At 65.0% G+C, this 18887-nt stretch carries 14 protein-coding genes and 1 other RNA gene; all 15 read left to right on the plus strand.

Features of this window, described 5'->3' with window-relative positions; translation table 11 throughout:
• The first annotated feature begins 119 nt into the window (after nucleotides 1–119).
• Nucleotides 120–722: a riboflavin synthase gene (locus KWO_RS04095; protein ID WP_010381846.1), complete on the plus strand. Its 603-nt coding sequence runs from the start codon at nucleotides 120–122 to the stop codon at nucleotides 720–722.
• A complete protein-coding gene (gene ribB / locus KWO_RS04100; protein ID WP_010367699.1) occupies nucleotides 719–1858 on the plus strand; it encodes a 3,4-dihydroxy-2-butanone-4-phosphate synthase in 1140 nt (379 codons plus the stop codon). Before KWO_RS04095 ends, ribB begins: the two co-directional genes overlap by 4 nt.
• A gap of 309 nt (nucleotides 1859–2167) precedes the next feature.
• A complete protein-coding gene (gene ribH, locus KWO_RS04105) occupies nucleotides 2168–2632 on the plus strand; it encodes a 6,7-dimethyl-8-ribityllumazine synthase (protein WP_010367697.1) in 465 nt (154 codons plus the stop codon).
• A complete protein-coding gene (gene nusB / locus KWO_RS04110; RefSeq protein ID WP_010367695.1) occupies nucleotides 2629–3099 on the plus strand; it encodes a transcription antitermination factor NusB in 471 nt (156 codons plus the stop codon). Before ribH ends, nusB begins: the two co-directional genes overlap by 4 nt.
• Nucleotides 3100–3321: 222 nt before the next feature.
• A complete protein-coding gene (gene thiL / locus KWO_RS04115; protein ID WP_010381843.1) occupies nucleotides 3322–4296 on the plus strand; it encodes a thiamine-phosphate kinase in 975 nt (324 codons plus the stop codon).
• 469 nt (nucleotides 4297–4765) lie between these two features.
• A complete protein-coding gene (locus tag KWO_RS04130; protein ID WP_010381840.1) occupies nucleotides 4766–6343 on the plus strand; it encodes a CocE/NonD family hydrolase in 1578 nt (525 codons plus the stop codon).
• A 1031-nt stretch (nucleotides 6344–7374) separates the two neighbouring features.
• Nucleotides 7375–8166, plus strand: coding sequence for a hypothetical protein (locus KWO_RS04135; protein ID WP_227254274.1), 792 nt, complete (start codon nucleotides 7375–7377; stop codon nucleotides 8164–8166).
• Nucleotides 8167–8862: 696 nt separating this feature from the next.
• Nucleotides 8863–10224 (plus strand): type III secretion system effector F-box protein XopI, encoded by a 1362-nt coding sequence (gene xopI / locus KWO_RS04140; RefSeq protein WP_010381833.1) that lies wholly within the window; start codon nucleotides 8863–8865, stop codon nucleotides 10222–10224.
• Nucleotides 10225–10310: 86 nt separating this feature from the next.
• A non-coding RNA gene (locus KWO_RS04145) (sX9 sRNA) lies at nucleotides 10311–10386 on the plus strand.
• A gap of 430 nt (nucleotides 10387–10816) precedes the next feature.
• On the plus strand, nucleotides 10817–10909 hold the full coding sequence (locus KWO_RS04155; RefSeq protein ID WP_006452907.1) for a potassium-transporting ATPase subunit F: 93 nt from the start codon (nucleotides 10817–10819) through the stop codon (nucleotides 10907–10909).
• A 15-nt stretch (nucleotides 10910–10924) separates the two neighbouring features.
• Nucleotides 10925–12718, plus strand: a complete 1794-nt coding sequence (gene kdpA, locus KWO_RS04160) for a potassium-transporting ATPase subunit KdpA (RefSeq protein ID WP_010381826.1) — start codon at nucleotides 10925–10927, stop codon at nucleotides 12716–12718.
• An 11-nt stretch (nucleotides 12719–12729) separates the two neighbouring features.
• Nucleotides 12730–14778, plus strand: coding sequence for a potassium-transporting ATPase subunit KdpB (gene kdpB, locus KWO_RS04165; RefSeq protein WP_010367674.1), 2049 nt, complete (start codon nucleotides 12730–12732; stop codon nucleotides 14776–14778).
• A 40-nt stretch (nucleotides 14779–14818) separates the two neighbouring features.
• A complete protein-coding gene (gene kdpC, locus KWO_RS04170; protein ID WP_026113173.1) occupies nucleotides 14819–15448 on the plus strand; it encodes a potassium-transporting ATPase subunit KdpC in 630 nt (209 codons plus the stop codon).
• Between the two features lie 71 nt (nucleotides 15449–15519).
• Nucleotides 15520–18180: a sensor histidine kinase gene (locus KWO_RS04175; RefSeq protein ID WP_010367670.1), complete on the plus strand. Its 2661-nt coding sequence runs from the start codon at nucleotides 15520–15522 to the stop codon at nucleotides 18178–18180.
• Nucleotides 18170–18886: a response regulator gene (locus KWO_RS04180; protein ID WP_017112781.1), complete on the plus strand. Its 717-nt coding sequence runs from the start codon at nucleotides 18170–18172 to the stop codon at nucleotides 18884–18886. The genes KWO_RS04175 and KWO_RS04180 overlap by 11 nt, the downstream gene beginning before the upstream one ends.
• Nucleotide 18887 lies beyond the last annotated feature (1 nt).

An 18887-nucleotide genomic window follows, 5' to 3' on the forward strand; every position in this document is an offset into this window, starting at 1 on the left:
GCGTTTTTCGCTCAACTTCTGCGAGAAACGACTATGTCCATGTACCACCTGCCGCGCCGCGCCGCGGCCTTCCAGCGCTCCATCGCAGCAGCCTCCGTGCTGCACGCGGAGGCATGCTGATGTTCACCGGAATCATTGAAGGCGTCGGCCAGCTGGCTGCGCGTCAGCCGCAGGGCGGCGATGTGCGTTTCACCTTCGCCACCGGCACGCTGCCGTTCGAGTCTGTCCAGTTGGGCGAGAGCATTGCGGTCAATGGCGTGTGCCTGACCGTGATTGCGTTCGACGCAGCCAGTTTTCAGGCCGACGCCTCCACCGAAACCCTCTCGCTGACCACGCTGGGCGCGTTGCCGGAAGGTGCGCTGCTCAATCTGGAACGCGCGATGCGGCCCACCGACCGGCTGGGCGGGCATCTGGTCAGCGGGCATGTGGATGGCCTGGGCCAGGTGCAGGCGGTGCATGACGATGCACGCGCGCAGCGCTGGCGATTTGCTGCGCCGCCGTCGGTGTTGCGCTATGTCGCCAAGAAGGGCTCGATCTGTGTGGATGGTGTCAGCCTCACCGTCAATGAAGTGGACGAAGAAGGCTTCGAAGTCGCGTTGATTCCGCATACGGTGGCCAATACCGCGTTTGCGCAGACGGCAGTCGGTGCTGCGGTGAATCTGGAAATCGATCTGGTGGCGCGCTATGTCGAACGCCTGCTCGGCACGCGAGGTGTGGCATGAATTTCGCGCCCGTTCCTGAGTTGATTGAAGAATTGCGCGCCGGTCGCATGGTGGTGATCGTCGATGACGAAGACCGCGAAAACGAAGGCGATCTGATCATGGCCGCCGAGTTGGTGAAGCCGTCGGACATCAACTTCATGGTCACCCACGCACGTGGGTTGGTGTGCCTGTCGCTGACCCGCGAGCGCTGCGCGCAACTGGGCCTGGCGCCGATGGTGCGCAACAACACCGCGCAGTTCCAGACCAACTTCACCGTCAGCATCGAAGCGGCCGAAGGCGTGACCACCGGCATTTCCGCCTACGACCGCGCGCACACCGTGCGCACCGCGGTGCGGCCGGATGCCAAGCCGCAGGATCTGAGCCAGCCGGGGCATATCTTCCCGCTGATTTCGCAGCCCGGCGGCGTACTGACGCGTGCAGGGCACACCGAAGCAGCCAGCGATCTGCCGATGCTGGCCGGGCTGGAACCGGCCGGTGTGCTGGTAGAAGTGCTCAACCCGGACGGCAGCATGGCGCGTCGCCCGCAGCTGGAAGTGTTCGCGCGCGAGCATGGGCTGAAGATGGGCTCGATCGCTGATCTGATCGCGTACCGGCTGGCCAACGAGCACACCGTCGAGCGCGTGGACGAGCGCGATATCACCACCGAATTTGGCCCGTTCAAGTTGGTGACCTACCGCGACCGCATCGCGCACGACCTGCACTTTGCGTTGGTGCGCGGCAGCGCCGATCCGCACACACCCACCCTGGTGCGTGTGCAGGTAGAAAATCCGCTGGCCGACTTGCTGCATTGGCAACGCGATGACTTCGGCGTGGCGGCCACCGATGCCTTGCGCGCGATTGCCGCCGAAGGGCAGGGCGTGATGGTGGTGCTGTCGGCACCGCGCGACAGCGAATCGCTGCTGGCACGGCTGCGCCAGCAACCCGAAGCCGCCGCCAACGCCAAGGACGTGAGTCAGTGGCGGCGTAACGGCGCCGGCGCGCAGATCCTGGCCGAACTGGGTCTGGGCAAGTTGCGCGTGCTGGGCACCCCGCGGCGTCAGGTGGGGTTGGCCGGGTTCGGGCTGGAAGTGGTGGAGTATCTGGAATGCCACGCCGGCGAAGGTGTGCGTTCGGTGTCGCCGCCCGCCGTGCCCTGAGATGGCTGCGAGCCGTTACCGATGGCATCCGCCCCGTGCCGATGGTTCCGGCCGTGTCGGCTCGCGTGACTGACAGCGCGTATCTGTCAGCTGCTATGGCCTACGTGCCGGAAGCGCAGTGGCCAGAGCATGGCCATCGGTTGAGGCGTAGGTCCGGCCTGATCGGGTGGGGCAGTCGGCTGACCGCAATCGCACATTGCCGTTAAAACGCATGGCCGGGTCTGCTTTGGTGGACCAGGTCTGTACGCGTCGGCCGGGCCTGGCCCCGGCAGCTGTTAAACTTCCTGCCCCCTCGAGTTGCCGACCCGCATGACCCACTACGAAGGCGATCTTCGCCCCACCACCGCGCGCTTTGCGATCATCGCCAGCCGCTGGAATGCCCGCATCACCGACGCGCTGGTCACCGGCGCGCGCCAGAGCCTGGCCGGCAACGGCATTGGCGACGACGCTATCGACGTGATCCGCGTGCCCGGCGCCTGGGAAATTCCGATCGCCGCCAACCGCGTGGCGCAGTCCGGCCAGCACGGCGCAATCATCGCGCTGGGCTGCGTGATCCGTGGCGATACCCGCCATTACGAACACGTGGCCGACCTGTGCGCCGAAGGCCTGATGAGCGTGCAGTTGCAGACCGGCGTGCCGGTGCTCAACGGCGTGCTGGCGGTCGAACGCGTGGAAGATGCCGAAGCGCGTGCCGGCGGCAGCCACGGGAATAAGGGCGAGGAATGCGCGCTTGCAGCGCTGGAACTGGTGAATTTGATGGAGTTGTTGCCATGAGCAAGCCTGGTGGGCACCCGCGCCACGGCCGTCGCGACGGTATCGACCCGGTGCTGCGTTCGCGCGCACGTCGGCGTGCCTTGCAGGCGGTGTATGCGTGGCAGATTTCCGGTGGCTTCGCCAAGCAGGTGATCGGCCAGTTCGCCCATGAGCAGGCGCACGAAGTGGCCGATCTGGCGTACTTCGAGAACCTGGTCGAAGGCGTGCTGAGCAACCGCGCCGAACTGGATACCGCGCTGACCCCGTACCTGGATCGCGGCGTGGAAGAGGTCGATGCGATTGAACGCGCAGTGCTGCGGTTGGCTGCCTATGAATTGCTGTACCGCCAGGACGTGCCGTACCGCGTGGTGATCAACGAAGCAATCGAAACCGCCAAGCGCTTCGGCTCCGAGCACGGCCACACCTATGTCAACGGGGTGCTGGATCGCGCCGCAGTGGAGTGGCGCAAGGTGGAGTCGGGCGCCTGAGGTGCCGAGATCCGGCATTCGTGATTCGTGATTGGCAGCGAGCGACGGTCCCGCCGATGCAAGTGTGCGAGCACTTGCTTGAGTGAATAAGCCTTGGGTTGAGTTACGCCATGACCGGACTGCCGCATCATTCGATAGTGCAGGCGGTAGGCAATCGTGCCGCCCCGCGCAAAGCCGCTGTGACCAATCCCCAATGCCTAATCTCCAATCCCGGCCCTTCACATGCCCGAATTCGATCTAATCGCCCGGCTGCGTGCGCGCATTGCAGCGCGTGCCGATGTGCCGTTGGGCATTGGCGACGATGCGGCGTTGCTGCAGCCGCCGGCCGGTGAGCAGCTGGCGATCACCACCGATACGCTCAATACCGGCGTGCATTTTCCGCACGAAACCCGCGCCGACGACCTGGGCTGGAAGACGCTGGCAGTCAATCTCTCCGATCTGGCGGCGATGGGTGCGCAACCGCGGTGGTGCACCTTGTCGTTGTCGCTGCCGAACGACGATGCGGCGTGGGTGGATGGATTCGCCGATGGCTTCTTCGCGCTGGCCGATGCGCACGACATTGTGCTGGTCGGTGGCGACACCACCCGCGGGTCGCTCTCGTGCGGGGTGACGGCAATCGGCAGCCTGCCGCCGGGTGCGGCGTTGCGGCGCGATGGTGCGCGCGTTGGCGATGATGTGTGGGTGACCGGTGCGCCGGGTGAGGCCGCCGCCGCGCTGGCGCTGTGGCAGGCCGGTCAACTGGACGTGACCTGCGTGGCTGCCGACCCGTTGCATGAACACTGGCGCAGCCGCTTGCTGCGTCCGCAGCCGCGCGTGCAGGCGGGGCTACGTTTGCGCGGGCTTGCGCATGCCTGCGTGGACATCTCCGACGGGCTGCTGGCCGATCTGGGGCATCTGTGTGCGCGCAGCGGCGTAGGCGCGCAACTGGCGCTTGCGGCTTTGCCGGCGATGCCGCGCAGCGCAGGCATCAGCGCATTGCAGTGCCTTGGCTGGCAACTTGGCGGTGGCGATGACTATGAGCTGTGCTTCACCGCCGCGCCGCAGCATCGCGCTGCAGTGGTACAGGCAATGGAATTTGCGCAGGTGGCCGCCACGCGTATCGGCCAGATCGTCGCCACACCCGGCGTGGTGGTGCACGACGCCGACGGCAACCCCTGGCAACCGCCGCAGCGCGGCTATCAGCACTTCGTCAGCTGAGCTGAGGGCGCGGGAAGCGTTGCGCGGCGCGCAAAAGCCCGCGGGTCGCGATCAGCCATCCGCGCGGGCTGCCTTCACTTGCGTGCCGTGCCCGCGCTTGCTGCACAAGCGCCACCAGCCAGCCTGCAGTAAGACAACTACGCAGCGATGCCGCCCGCTGCTCCTGGTTCAATTTCCCGATTCCCGGCTCTCGGCTCTCGGCTCTCGGCTCTCGGCTCTCGGCTCTCGGCTCTCGGCTCTCGGCTCTCGGCTCTCGGCTCTCGGCTCTCGGCTCTCGGCTCTCGGCTCTCGGCTCTCGGCTCTCGGCTCTCGGCTCTCGGCTCTCGGCTCTCGGCTCTCGGCTCTCGGCTCTCGGCTCTTGATCCATACCGTACCGTCTGGTACGTTCGCGGCGTTCTCCCCCGAACAACGGATGCATGGCAGTTGCCGCTGGGCCGCCCCGGCCTGGCCTCGCGTGGGAGAGAACAGCATGAGCAAGCGTTGGATCGGGAGCATCGCCGCACTGGCGTTGTGGATGGCGTCGGCGTCGGCGATGGCGGGCGCCTTCAGCAAGACCTATGAACGCATCCCCGGCTGGGACGGTGCGCAGATGGGGGCACTGGTACTGGTGCCGCAGGGGCAGGGTGCAGGGCCGTTTCCGCTGATCGTGATGCCGGCCAGTTGGTCGCTGCCCAATCTGGAATATCTCGGCCGCGCCACCCAGTTGGCCAGCGACGGCTACGTGGTGGTCAGTTACACCTCGCGCGGGTTCTGGGATTCGGCCGGGCAGATCGATATCGCCGGGCCGGACACGGTGGAAGACGTCAGCGCGGTGATCGACTGGGCCCTGGCGCATACGCCGGCCAACCCGAATGCGATCGGCGCGTCGGGCATCTCGTACGGTGCGGGCATCAGCCTGCTCGCGGCCGAGCGCGACCCACGCATCAAGGCCGTGGCCGCGCTCAGCGGTTGGGCCGATCTGGAAGCCTCGCTGTATTCCAATCGCACGGTCAGCCAGCAGGGCGTGGGGCTATTGGTGGGCGCCGGCGCGCTGACCGGACGCGCCGGCCCGGATCTGGCGCAGATCGGCGCACGCGTCGCGCAAGGCGATTACGACGGCGCGGTGCAGGGCTTTCTGCCGCAAGCGGCGTCGCGCAGCCCGGCCACCGATGTAGCCGCGCTCAACGCGCGCGGTACCGCAGTGTTGCTGGGCAATGCGTTCAACGACGGGTTATTCCCGCCGAACCAGACCGTCGCGTTCTTCAACCAGTTGCGAGGCCCGAAACAACTGCTGCTCAGCCAGGGTGATCACGCTACCGCAGAGCTGCCCGGCGCATTGGGGTTGCCCAACGAGATCTACGCCGCAACCACGCGCTGGTTCGACCGCCATCTCAAGCAATTGCCCAACGGGGTGGATGCAGAAGCGCCGGTGCGGCCATCGCCACGTGCGGGGCAGTGGCTTGAATATCCGGACTGGGCGTCGGTGCAACAGGCCACCACGCAGTTTGGCCTGTCCGCACCCGCAGGGTTGCTGAGCCCGACCGGTGGATTGACCGGCGGGACGTCGAGCGGATGGCAGTCGCGTATCGCCACCGACGTGCCGACCCTGGCCGATTCCGGCGTGGTGCTGGTCAGCGGCTTGCTGCAAGGCATTGGCGTGCCGGTGACAACCTCCATTCCGCTGGTCAATCGCGCTGGTGCAGCCGTATGGGTCGGCGCGCCATCGAACAGCACCCGGCGCCTGGCCGGTAGCCCGTCGCTGCGCGTGACCGTGGTGCCCAGTCAGTCAAACGTCAGCCTATTCGCGTATCTCTACTGCATGGATGCGCTGGGCGCGGCGAAACTGATGACGCATGCGCCGTATTCGTTGCGCGACACCACCCCCGGCAAGCCAGTGACGCTGACGTGGCCATTGCAAGCCGCCGCAGCTGACGTTCCTGCCGGGCAACGGCTGGTGCTGGTGATCGACACCCGCGACACGCGCTATAGCAGCATCAACGATAGCGGCAACGTGACGTTTACATCGCCGGCAATAGCGCCGTCGCAGTTGAGCGTACCGTTGCGATAGTCGTCATCGTCGTATTTGCATTTGTCCCATGCAGCACGGCACGGTGACAGCGAGAGGTGGAGCAGGGGCGCAGCTTGCCTGCACAGCGGGAGCGGCCTTCCGTCCAATCCGACGAACTCATCGCAAGATGCGAGGGGGCAATTGGGCAAGCGGGCAATCGCCGGGCCGGCCTCAACCCTTGCGACAAGGCATCTTTGGATGCTCGACATCTAAGCGAACACGCGATGGACCGGGGTGGCTGTCGATGCTGCATCTTTCTGTTGCCACCCGTTCTAGCGCAGCCAGCTGGGTAAAGTTGCCTCCATGGCAAGGCGGGGTCGGCGCGCCGAAGGGCGCGTAGCCCCCGGGCAGCAGCGCTGCCTGACGCATATTGCCTTCGTGCAGGTTGGTTACGCAGCCTGGGCCGGTCAAGCGCAAGTTTGCGCCACGTTGGGCGCGCAAGCTCCGTTCGTGTGGGTGAACACCATTTCCCTCGCTGCCTCCAGCCACGATTTGGCTCTTTGCAAAATACGCCCAGAGACGCAATCGATGTCGCCGCTGTGGCGCACCTCAGGAGATGCATGATGCACACCAATCGAATCGCTCTGCCGCGCGCTGTGGCGTCCACCAGCCGAGCGGAGGAGGCGTCGACCTCCCAGTCGCCGGCCACCTGCCCACTGCCCGATCCGCCGCCGGCACACATCCAGCAGGACGAGCGTTTCGACAGACTTACTCCGCTGCCTCGCGATCTTCGCCGAGAAATCCTGGGTCGATTGGATCGTAGAAGCATTGCGCGGCTTGGCGCAACTTCGCGGGCGATGGCGGAAGCCGCCCGTGACCGTATGGAGCTCTTCCTAGAAGCGCACCCACGCTACGACCCACTGACCGACTGCGGTCGCGTCCGCAGCCTTAAGAATATGCTTACTACGTTACGAATGGTCACGCGTCTCCCGTACCCAGGCGGTGAAGACCACGGCGCGCGCTTGCGCGCATGCTTCAAGTTAGTTAACCGCGCAGGAAAGCTACCGGAATCGGAGCGTGCCGAGGCGCTCATGGCGTTGTTGGAGCATATCAACCAGCTTCCCGGCCAACCAACGCTGCCTACCCTGTCTCGCTTGACAGAGCAGCTGGGAATCTTGCCCATAGAGCAACGTGAAGCTTATTTGACGAAGGTGCTGCAAGCGGCGCAAGCCGTTCACGACCAGGTCGCCCAGCCCGATGCTGTCCAGGGCGAGGATGCTGCACTGGGGGTGTTGTCTGCTGAATCCAGGCTATTACAGATCGCTTACATCCGCAATTTTATACCATCATCGATGTTGCTACGTGCGGTCGCTAACCTCGCTGCAGGGCAGCCAGGACCGCCTGCGCAAGTGGAGGCGACGCTGCTTCATGAGGTGACTGCAGGGTTGCAGATCACGGGCTGGTTTATGGCACGACACAAGTACGTTGTGGAGGCGTGTGCGAGTTTGGCAAACGGACGGGACGTGTTGAACCATATGGTCGACTTGTCGGTCACCCTGCCCGATCCGCAGATGCGCTGGAATTCCTTTAGTGCGTTAGCGAATGCCAGCTCCCTATTTTCCCGCCGCAAGGACACTGCCTTTTTGCTGGTGCGTTTGGCTAACGTATTGCCGCAACAGCCTGAAGCAGAGCGCTATCAAGGTGGCGAGTTACTGCTCCTGGAGGCACTGCAGCTCGATCGCAGAAGGTTCAAGGCGGTGTGCGCCGCAGTCCGTGCCCAAGCAGACGCGATCCCCGAACGCTCCGCTGATTTCATCGCCATGTGCGCAAGAACGACTGCCTTGGCGGGTTCCAGGCCAGCATCCAGTTGGCGTTGCTGGTAGACAGAGATATCGGCAGCCGCACGACGGATTTGGACAAGGCGCCTCGGGCCATTGCATCGACATGATGCTCGGGCGCCCGGCGCAGACCCCGAGGGAGTGTCCCTGCGAATGGCGGCGCACGCACTGAAGGCGACGCAGCCGCGAGGCTCGACGCATAAACGTTGTTCCTGGCGCGCGGATGTGTGCGGCTGTTTGCCGGGTTGCGGTCCGGGCAATCCGCCAAACCACGGCGTTGAGCGCCTATAAACCATGGATGGTTTGACCGCGTCGTGCGATAGATGGCGCGACAGTTGGTAAGGAGTTGCAGGCGTTCCTGGCAGCTCGATCGTGTGCGATCACCAGCGTGGAGTTCGTGCGTTGGCCGGGCGGCGAGAGTACGCATACGCCTTTGTGCGCCTTGATGCATGGTCCGGTCGGGGTGAGGGGAGCGTCTGCGCGCATGCGAAACGTGATGATGCCGATTCCATCGCTGCAGTGAAGATCAGTGCATCACAGCACCCACCCAACAGCAGAATCGATCGCTTCGCTTGCTGCTGCGGAGGTTTCGGCTTTGGCTGTCTGAGCGTGTGCGCCGTCGCGTTCGTGCAGGCGAACGTGATTTCTGAAACTGCCCGCAGACAGGATGTTGCTTTGGAGAAAGTACGCGCTTAGAACCGCAGCGATGCCGCTGCTGCGGCACACCGCAGGAGACCCGAGATGCCGATCAACCGAACCGGTCTGCCGCATGCTGCGGCGTCGACCAGCCAGACCGAAGAGGCGTCGACGTCCCAGGCGCAGGCCAGCCGACCACTGCCCGATCCGCTGCGGGCACAAATCGAGCAGGACGAGCGCTTCGACAGACTTTCCCCAATCCCGCGCGATCTTCGGCGAGAAATCGTGCGTCGATTGGAGCCAAGAAGCATGGCGCGGCTCGGCTCAACTTCGCGGGAGATGGCGCCGGTTGCCCGTGAGGAAATGCAGGCGTTTATGGACCGTAACCCGTGCTATGACCTTCTCACCGATTTCGGTGAGATCGGTAGCGGCGAGCGTCTGCGCGCGGCCTTACACGCGGTGACGCATTTCCCGTACCCGGCCGATCAAGATCGCAGCGAGCAGATATTGCGCAGGTACGGAAGGCTTGCGGCGCGGATTCCATCATTGCCGCGGGCGCAGCGATTTGAGGCGTTTACCGCTGTGTTGAATTGCGCAACCCGCTATTCAGGGGATATGGCATTTCGCGTGGTGGCGCGCTTGACCAATGACCTGGGATGCTTGCCCGAGGACCTGCGCGCGCTCGCCTTCCATGCAATCTTGCCCAGTTTGATTGCTACGCGGAGGCAAGCGCTGCAGGCTGCTGCCGGAGCAGCGCACGGTGGCCATATGGTGGCAGGAGCAGAGGCTGATGCAGCGGACGTGCAAGGTGATGCTGCGCCAGGAGCGCAAGGCGCTGTGGCTCCGGCCCAGGGTGGCGCTGCCGGAGGCATCGGCGGAGCACTTCCGTTTAATTTGCTGGCATCGGCGATCAGGCAGCTGCCCGAGGAGGCAGTCAACCTAGCGATAACCGAGGCTGCCGCGCTTCAGACCGGCCCCCGCCTGCTGGCGGAGGTGACCCTACGCCTGCATCTTGTCGGATTGGAGCCGATCCATCGATTCCAGCAGGCGTATGCGCAGCTTGCCGAGCACCTCGCGCGTTCCGGCGATGGAGCCGAAGCCTTGACCCACTTGGTGGCCTTGTTGGACACACTGCCCGATCCGGGAGTGCGCCAGGCTGCCTTCAGGGAATTGACGCGGGCCGTGCACGCGTTGAACAGCACCGAGAGTAGCGCTGCGGTGTTGAGAAGGTTGGCTGGGGCGTTGCCGCAGCAGCCTGCCGCGGTGCGTTATCTGTGCAGCCTGGATGTGCTTGCAGCGGCGGGCAGCCTCTTCCCGAGCGAGCAGATACCAGTCATTGCCTCCGTCCGTGCGCAGGCTGCTGCAATCCCGAACCAGGCCGCCGAACTCATCGCCAGATGCGATGACGGGATCGCCACGGCCAGCATGATGCTTGCGACTGTGTCGCGCAGGTATATGGACATGTGAGCACTGTTTGATTGAGTGTGGTTTAGAGCAGCTAACAAAACTACTGCGCAGCCGCCAGGCGGGCGCGGCCGGTGCTCGGAATCGGCATGTACCACTCGTACACTCCGGTTCCTGTGCGCCGCCCGCACCCACCTGACGACTGCTCGCTGCGTTTTGTTAGCCGCTCTAAGTCACACAAGCGGGCGCGCACTGCCTGGCGCCACCCTGTCCGGCGCGACCCGAGAGCAGATGGGGCTTCACAGCATAGCTGCCCTCTGCGTGCCGCCAGGTCACCGCAGTGAGGGAAGCCGACCGCTGGAGCGCCTGGCGGGCTACCTGGTTGAGGCTCAGGCTGCCCTCGCATTTTATGCGGACTTTACGCAGCGCCGGCGGCAGATCCATAGCGACTTTACGCAGCCCAGGCAGAGACTGCGCACGTTGGCGGAGCGGTTCCGCCGTGGACGATCCCGATGCATCCCTTCACTTGCCTGCTTCATCGGCGCTGCGCGCACAGTGCGGCAGCGCTTTGTCATGTTGGCACGCACGCGCTGCCGACGCTGCGACACATCGCATCCATCACGCCATCGTGCGCACGTCTCGGGGAGTAACTGACATGCCTGCCTGGTTGTCCCTGTTGTGCGGCGTGGCCGTACTCGTTGCCGCTGCGTACCTGCTGTACGTGGTGCTGCGGCCCGAAGACTTCTGATCCGAGTGCGCTCCAATGACTGAAACTTTTCTTGTCTACGCGCTGGCCATCGTGCTGGCGTGGCCCCTGGGCCGTTACATGGCCGCCGTGATGCGCGGCGCACCGATGCGCGGCGACGCGCTGTTCGGCTGGATCGAACGGCCGTTGTACGCATTGCTCGGCACGCGCCCGCAGCAGGGCATGTCGTGGCGCGGCTACAGCGTGGCATTTCTGCTCAGCAACCTAGTGCTTGGCTTGCTGACCTGGGCGGTGTTCATGACCCAGGCGTGGCTGCCGTTCAACCCGGACGCCATCCCGAACATGCGTTGGGATACTGCGCTGCACACCATGGTGTCGTTCGTCACCAACACCAATCAGCAGCATTACTCCGGCCAGGCGCAGTTGTCGTATCTGTCGCAGATGACCGGCATCGTCGGCCTGCAGGTGGTGACGCCGATGACGGGCTTGGCGTTGGCGGTGGCGACGCTGCGTGCGTTGTTCGGTGGGCGCGCTGCCAAACAGGCGTCGGGTGCTGCACCGGTATCGGACACGACGGCCGTGGCGGAGATTTCGGAGCCAGAATCTCCGCGTCAGGGACGCCAACGCACGGGGTCCGGCTTGGAAGCGCTGCCTGAAGCCGACGTCGGCAATTACTGGGCCGACGTGATCCGCTCCAGCGTGCGCGTGCTGTTGCCGCTGTGCCTGCTGTGGACCGTTCTGCTCGGCTGGCAGGGTGTGCCGTCGACATTCCAGGGCGCAGCGACCGCTACACCGTTGGATAGCAGCGCCGGCATGGGCAAGCAGACCATTCCAGTGGGCCCGGTTGCGGCGATGGTGGCGGTGAAACAGCTCGGCACCAACGGCGGTGGCTGGTATGGCCCCAATAGCTCGGTCGCGCTGGAAAACCCCACGCCGCTGAGCAATTTTCTGGAAACCTTGGCCATCGTTTTGCTGCCGATCAGCGTGGTGTTCATGGTCGGCTATCTAACCGGGCGCAAACGACTCGCTGCGTTGGTGTTCGGCACCATGTTGACGATGTCGGCCGCGTCCACCGCGTTGTTGCTGTGGTCCGAAGCGCATTCGGCCAGTGCGACCTCGCCGGCGCTGATGGAAGGCAAGGAAGTGCGCATCGGTGCGGATGCCTCTGCGTTGTGGGCGGCGTTGACCACGCAGACCTCCAATGGCTCGGTCAACGCGATGCACGATTCGTTGGCGCCATTGAGCGGCCTGGTCACGCTGGTCGACATGCTGATCAACGCCATCTGGGGCGGCATCGGCTGCGGCTTGCAGCAGTTCGTGGTGTATCTGTTGCTTAGCGTGTTTCTGGCCGGCTTGATGACCGGACGTACGCCGGAGTTGTTCGGCCGTAAGATCGAATCGCGCGAAGTGCAACTGCTGGCGCTGTTGATCCTGCTGCAGCCGCTGGTGGTGCTGGGCTTTACCGCAGTGGCACTGGCAGTGCCGGCGTTTACTGCCAATTCCAATCCCGGCTTCCACGGCATCAGTCAGGTGTTCTACGAGTACACCTCCGCGTTTGCCAATAACGGTTCGGGTTTCGAAGGTCTGGGTGATGCCACGTACTGGTGGAATCTGAGCTGCTCGGTGGTGCTTGCCCTGGGTCGCTACCCGGCGCTGATCTTGCCGCTGATGGTAGCTGCGCGCATGGCAGTAAAGCGCCGCGCGCCGGAGTCGGCAGGCAGCCTGCAAGTTGAAACGCCCACCTTTGCGCTGACCCTGATGGCGATCGTGCTGGTGCTGACCGTGCTGCAGTTCATGCCGGCACTGGTGCTGGGCCCCATCGCTGAACACCTCGCCCTGGCGGCGTCCTGAGAGTTTGAGCAATGTCTACGATCGATACGACTGAAAAACGCGAGCGCGGTGACGCAGCGTTGTTCGATGCCGCCGTGCTGGTTGCGGCAATGCGCGCTGCCTTCGGCAAGTTGGCGCCGCGGCATCTGCTGCGCAGCCCGGTGATGGCAGTGGTGATGGGCGGCACGGTGCTGGCGGCGGTGATCACCGCCAGCGGGCATTCGCATGCCGGTTTCGGCTGGGCGGTGACGGCGATTCTGTTCGTCACCGTGTTGTTCGGCAATTTTGCCGAAGCCATTGCCGAAGCGCGTGGCCGCGGCCAGGCCGCCTCGCTGCGGCGTGCACGCAAGGACCTGGTGGCACGCCGGGTGGAAACCGCACTCGGTGGCCGCGAAACCCGCGTGCCGGCAGCAGAGTTGCGCCCGGGCGATTACGTGATGGTGTCCGAAGGCGAATTCGTACCAGCCGATGGCGAGATTGTGCGTGGCGTTGCCACCATCAACGAAGCAGCGGTGACCGGCGAATCGGCACCGGTGTTGCGCGAAGCCGGCACCGATCGCAGCGGCGTCATCGGTGGCACGCGCGTGCTCTCCGACGAGATCGTGTTCAAGGTCACTGCCGAGCCGGGGCATAGCTTTCTCGATCGCATGATCGCGTTGGTGGAAGGTGCCAATCGGCAGAAGACGCCGAATGAAATTGCGCTGACGTTACTGCTTGCCGCGATGACGCTGACGTTCCTGATCGTGGTGGCATCGTTGCCGGCCATTGCGGGCTTTGTCGGCGTGACGCTGGACCCGCTGCTGCTGATCGCGCTGCTGGTGTGTCTGATCCCGACCACCATCGGCGGGCTGTTGCCGGCGATCGGTATTGCCGGCATGAACCGCGCGTTGTCGGCCAATGTGTTGGCCAAATCCGGTAAGGCAGTGGAAGTGGCCGGTGACGTGGATGTGCTGCTGCTCGACAAGACCGGCACCATTACCTACGGCGACCGCCAGGCCACCGCGTTCCATCCGCTGGCCGGCGTCGACCGCGCACAACTGCGTGATGCGGCCATGCTCGCCTCGCTGGCCGACCCCACGCCGGAAGGCAAATCCATCGTCAAGCTGGCGCGTCAGCAAGGTGCCGTGGCAGTGGAAGCGGAGGGTGCCCAGTTCATCGCGTTCACCGCACAGACGCGCATGTCCGGTGTCGATTTTGGCGGGCGCAGCATCCGCAAGGGCGCCGGCGATTCGATCGTGGCGTATGTGCAGGGCATGGGCGCCACGGTATCGCCGGAATTGCAGGGCCGTATCGAAGAAGTCGCGCGTGGCGGTGCCACGCCGTTGGTAGTGGCCGAAGGCCGCCATGTGCTGGGTGTGGTCGAGTTGAGCGACGTGGTCAAGCAGGGCATCAAGGAAAAGTTCGCGCAGTTGCGTGCGATGGGCATCAAGACGGTGATGATCACTGGCGACAACCCGCTCACCGCTGCCGCCATCGCTGCCGAGGCCGGCGTGGACGACTACATCGCCCAGGCACGTCCGGAAGACAAGCTGGCCCGCATCCGTGCCGAGCAGACCGGTGGGCGGCTGGTCGCAATGGTCGGCGACGGCACCAACGACGCCCCGGCGCTCGCGCAGGCCGACGTTGGCCTGGCGATGAACTCCGGCACGCAAGCCGCCAAGGAAGCCGGCAATATGGTGGATCTGGATTCGGATCCGGCCAAGCTGCTGGCAGTGGTGGAAGTGGGCAAACAGCAATTGATCACGCGCGGTGCGTTGACCACGTTCTCGCTGGCCAACGACGTTTCCAAATACTTTGCGATCCTGCCGGCACTGTTTGCTGCCGCCATCCCGTCGATGGCCGCGCTCAACGTGATGCAGCTCTCCAGCCCGCGCCACGCGGTGCTGGCGGCGTTGATCTTCAATGCGTTGATCATTCCGGCATTGATTCCGCTGGCGTTGCGCGGCGTGCGTTTTCGTCCTTCCAGCGCCACCGCGTTGTTGCGTCGGAACATGCTGATTTACGGCGTGGGTGGCGTGTTGCTGCCATTTGTTGCGATCAAAGTGATCGATCTGGTGCTGGTTGCTGTCTTCGGTGGCTGAGCCACGTGTGATGCACCTTTCTTTTTCTGGGAACATGTCCATGTCTTCTTCCTTGCCGTTACGCGACGACGGCGCCCTGCGCGGTTCGCTGATGCTCGCGGTATTCACCCTGTTCGGGCTGGGCCTGGCCTACTCGCTGGTCGCCACCGACATCACCGGTGCGCTGTTCTCCGAGCAGGCCACCGGTTCATTGGTGCGTGTCGATGCGCGCGTTGTCGGCTCGGCATTGGTTGCCCAGCCGTTTACCGATGCGCGCTATTTCCAGCCGCGTCCGTCGGCCGCCAAGTACGACCTGACCGCCGCGTCGGGCAGCAACCAGGCGCGCTCCAATCCTGATCTGCTGGCCCGTATCGCTACCACGCGTGCCCAAGTGGCCAAACGCGACGGCATCGCCCCGGAGGCAGTACCGGGCGAGCTGCTGACCCAATCCGGCAGTGGCCTGGACCCGCATCTGAGCCCCGCCGGCGCCCAGGTGCAGATCCGCCGCGTGGCCACCGCACGCGGCTTGCCCGAGCAACGCGTTGCTGCACTGGTGCAGGCTGCGACCGAAGCGCCACAGTTCGGACTGCTTGGGCAGCCGCGGGTCAACGTGCTCGCGCTGAATCTGGCGCTGGATAAGGCTGGGAATGGGGAGTCGGGAATGGAAAATGGTGTGAAGCAAGCGCACTAGGATCATCACGCAGCTGTACGCTCTGCGATTCCCGATTCCCGATTCCCGATTCCCGATTCCCGATTCCCCGAATGAATGACGCCCGCACCCAGCAAGCCGATGCATTGATCGGCGAATTACAGCGCGAACACGGTGGGCGGTTGACGGTGTTCCTGGGTGCTGCGCCGGGGGTGGGCAAGACCTACGCCATGTTGTCGCGGGCGCGCGAGCGCCTGCGGCAGGGCATGGATGTGGTGGCCGGCGTGGTGGAAACGCACGGGCGCAGCGAGACCGCTGCGTTGCTGGAGGGTTTGCCGCTGCTGCCGCGCGCTCGCGTGAGTTACCAGGGCCGCATGCTGGAAGAACTCGATCTGGATGCACTGCTGGCACGCAAACCGCGGCTGGCCCTGATCGACGAACTGGCGCACCGCAACGTGCCCGGCAGCCGCCATGAGCGGCGCTGGCAAGACATCGTGGAGTTGCTCGATGCCGGCATCGACGTCTACACCACGGTCAACATCCAGCACCTGGAAAGCCTCAACGACATCGTGCTGCGCATCACCGGCGTGCGCGTGTCCGAAACCGTGCCCGATGCCGTATTCGACCGCTTGCGCGATATCGTGCTGGTGGATCTGCCGCCACGCGAACTGATCGAGCGCCTGCAGCAAGGCAAGGTGTATCTGCCCGAGCAGGCCACGCAGGCCTTGCAGGCGTTTTTCTCGCCCTCCAACCTCACCGCATTGCGCGAGCTGGCGATGCAGACCGCGGCCGACCGCGTCGACAGCGATCTGCGCGACACCCAGGCTGCGCGCGGTTTGCCTGGCACCGCTGCATTGCGACGCCGCGTGGTGGTGGCCATCGATGGCCGTGGCAGCTCGGATTATCTGGTACGCGTGGCGCGGCGTTTGTCGGAGCGGCGCGATGCACCGTGGACGGTAGTCACCGTGCAGACGCGCACTGTCACCGATGCGGCCTGGCAGCTGGAAATCGACCGCGCGTTCGCGTTGACGCGTCGCCTCGGTGGCGATACCGCGTTATTGCACGGGACCAACGTCGCCGAGGCCCTGTTGGATTTCGCCTCGCAGAACGGCATCTCCACCCTGGTGCTGGGGCGCACCCGCGAACGCCCGCTGGCACGCATGTTCAATCGCACGTTGACCCAGCAGCTGCTGCAACGTGGCGCGCATTACGAACTGGTCATCGTCAGCTCCGCCGATGCGCGTGCACGTGCGCGTCAGCGCTGGCGTCATCCGCGCCAATGGCTGCAGCGCTACGACCTGGTATTCGCTGCGATTGCAGCGGCCGGTGCGGTGGGCGTGGCATGGTTGCTGCAACGCTGGACCGACATCGACGACTTGTCGATGGTGTTCATCGTCGCAGTCGTGCTGGTGGCCTCGCGCACGCGCATGGCCGCGGCGGTGGTCGCCGCGCTGCTGAGTTTTGTCGCCTACAACTTCTTCTTTATCGAACCGCGCTTCACCTTGCAGATCAGCGCGCGCCAGGGCGTGGTGACGGTGTGCATGTTCCTGATCGCCGCGTTGGTTGCGGGCCGCCTGGCCTCGCGTTTGCGCAGCCAGGTGTTGGCCTTGCGCGCGGCCAATGCGCACGCCAATGCCTTGCAGGCGCTGGCCCGCCAGCTCAGCACCGCTGCCGATCTGGGCCAGGTGCTGGAAGCCGGCCGTCGCGCGCTGACCACCGCGCTGGATGCCGATGTCTGGCTACGCCTGGAGCAGCGCGAAAGCGACGCACCCACCAGCTTCGGTGCGCTCGATCGTAGCGCCGCCGATTGGACCCAGCGGCATGGCCAGCCGGCCGGCCGTTTCACCGATACCCTGGCCGGGGCGCAGTGGTGGTGCCTGCCGGTGCGCCATGAGCGCGGCACCCTTGGCGTCGCCGCGCTGCGCTTTCGTCAGGGCGTGCAGCGGCCCGGTCTGGAACAACGCCGCCTGGCCGAAGCGATGGTGGAAGACATTGGCCAGGCGGCGCTGCGCACGCGCCTGGTCGCCGATCTGGAAGGTGCACGCGTCAGTGGCGAAACCGAGCGCTTGCGCTCGGCACTGTTGTCGTCGGTCTCGCACGACCTGCGCTCGCCGCTAGCCTCGATGATCGGCTCGGCCAGCAGCCTGGCCAGCTACGGCGATGCGATGGACGCGCACGACCGCCACAGCCTGCTCGACACCATCCAGCTCGAAGGCGAGCGGCTGGATCGCTACATCCAGAATCTGCTCGACATGACCCGGCTCGGCCACACCGGGCTGACGTTGAACCGCGACTGGATCGGCGTGGACGAATTGATCGGCTCGGCCACCCGCCGCCTGCAGCGCTACCAGCCCGACGTGCGCCTGCAGCTGGAACTGGCCGCCGATCTGCCGGCGATCTGGGTGCACCCAGCGCTGGTCGAACAGGCCATTTTCAACGTGCTGGAAAATGCGGCGAAATTTTCGCCAGCCGATGCGCCGGTGACCGTGCAGGCGCAGCTGCGCGTTGGCGCATTGCAGATCGACATCGGCGACCAGGGCCCGGGCATTCCCGAAGACGAACGCGCGCGCATCTTCGACATGTTCTACAGCGTGGAGCGCGGCGACCGTGGGCGCAACGGCACCGGCTTGGGCCTTGCCATCTGCCAGGGCATGATCGGCGCGCACGGCGGCAGCGTGGAGGCATTGGCAGGCGCGCATGGTCACGGCACCACAATTCGCATTACGCTGCCGTTGCTCGTTCCCGCCGCGCCACCTCGCCCTGATGCCGACTGACCTCACTGCCATCCCGCCAGCCCGTGTGCTGATCGTCGACGACGAGCCGCAGATTCGCCGTTTTCTCGATATCAGCCTGCGTGCGCAGGGCTACCGGGTGCTGCAGGCCGGCACCGCCGAAGAAGGCCTGGCCTTGTTGGCCGGGCAGGGCGCCGAACTGGTTGTGCTGGACATTGGCCTGCCCGACCGCGATGGCCATGAGGTACTGCGCGAGATCCGCCAGTGGTCCAGCGTGCCGGTGATCATGCTCACCGTGCGCGCCGGCGAAACCGAAAAGGTTGCCGCGCTTGATGCCGGTGCCAACGATTACGTCACCAAACCCTTCGGCGTGCAGGAATTGATGGCGCGCATCCGCTCGTTGTTGCGTCAGGCCGGTGCCGGCAGCACGGTGGAAGAAAGCGTGTTCGACGACGGCCGCCTGCATATCCACCTGGGCCTGCGCGAAGTCACACTCAACGGCGAAGCCGTGCCGCTGAGCCGCAAGGAATACGCACTGCTCGCACTGCTGCTCAAGCACGCCGGCCGCGTGGTCACCCAACCGCAGTTGCTGCGCGAAGTGTGGGGCCCCACGCACGAAGACGACACCCACTACCTGCGCATCCTGGTCGGCAAACTGCGCCAGAAATTGCAGGACGCCGCCGCCGCCCCGCACTACATCGTCACCGAGCCTGGCGTGGGTCTGCGCTTTATCGGCGTGACGCGCTGAG

The sequence above is a fragment of the Xanthomonas vasicola pv. musacearum NCPPB 4379 genome (genome assembly GCF_000277895.2).
In the GTDB taxonomy this organism is placed as follows: domain Bacteria; phylum Pseudomonadota; class Gammaproteobacteria; order Xanthomonadales; family Xanthomonadaceae; genus Xanthomonas; species Xanthomonas vasicola.

Coding starts and splice junctions, on each gene's coding strand:
- KWO_RS04135 (WP_227254274.1), top strand. CDS start 7,375: ATGGCGTTGTTGGAGCATATCAACCAGCTTCCCGGCCAACCAACGCTG.
- KWO_RS04155 (WP_006452907.1), top strand. CDS start 10,817: ATGCCTGCCTGGTTGTCCCTGTTGTGCGGCGTGGCCGTACTCGTTGCC.
- KWO_RS04130 (WP_010381840.1), top strand. CDS start 4,766: ATGAGCAAGCGTTGGATCGGGAGCATCGCCGCACTGGCGTTGTGGATG.
- KWO_RS04175 (WP_010367670.1), top strand. CDS start 15,520: ATGAATGACGCCCGCACCCAGCAAGCCGATGCATTGATCGGCGAATTA.
- kdpB (WP_010367674.1), top strand. CDS start 12,730: ATGTCTACGATCGATACGACTGAAAAACGCGAGCGCGGTGACGCAGCG.
- KWO_RS04095 (WP_010381846.1), top strand. CDS start 120: ATGTTCACCGGAATCATTGAAGGCGTCGGCCAGCTGGCTGCGCGTCAG.
- ribB (WP_010367699.1), top strand. CDS start 719: ATGAATTTCGCGCCCGTTCCTGAGTTGATTGAAGAATTGCGCGCCGGT.
- thiL (WP_010381843.1), top strand. CDS start 3,322: ATGCCCGAATTCGATCTAATCGCCCGGCTGCGTGCGCGCATTGCAGCG.
- ribH (WP_010367697.1), top strand. CDS start 2,168: ATGACCCACTACGAAGGCGATCTTCGCCCCACCACCGCGCGCTTTGCG.
- xopI (WP_010381833.1), top strand. CDS start 8,863: ATGCCGATCAACCGAACCGGTCTGCCGCATGCTGCGGCGTCGACCAGC.
- nusB (WP_010367695.1), top strand. CDS start 2,629: ATGAGCAAGCCTGGTGGGCACCCGCGCCACGGCCGTCGCGACGGTATC.
- kdpC (WP_026113173.1), top strand. CDS start 14,819: ATGTCTTCTTCCTTGCCGTTACGCGACGACGGCGCCCTGCGCGGTTCG.
- KWO_RS04180 (WP_017112781.1), top strand. CDS start 18,170: ATGCCGACTGACCTCACTGCCATCCCGCCAGCCCGTGTGCTGATCGTC.
- kdpA (WP_010381826.1), top strand. CDS start 10,925: ATGACTGAAACTTTTCTTGTCTACGCGCTGGCCATCGTGCTGGCGTGG.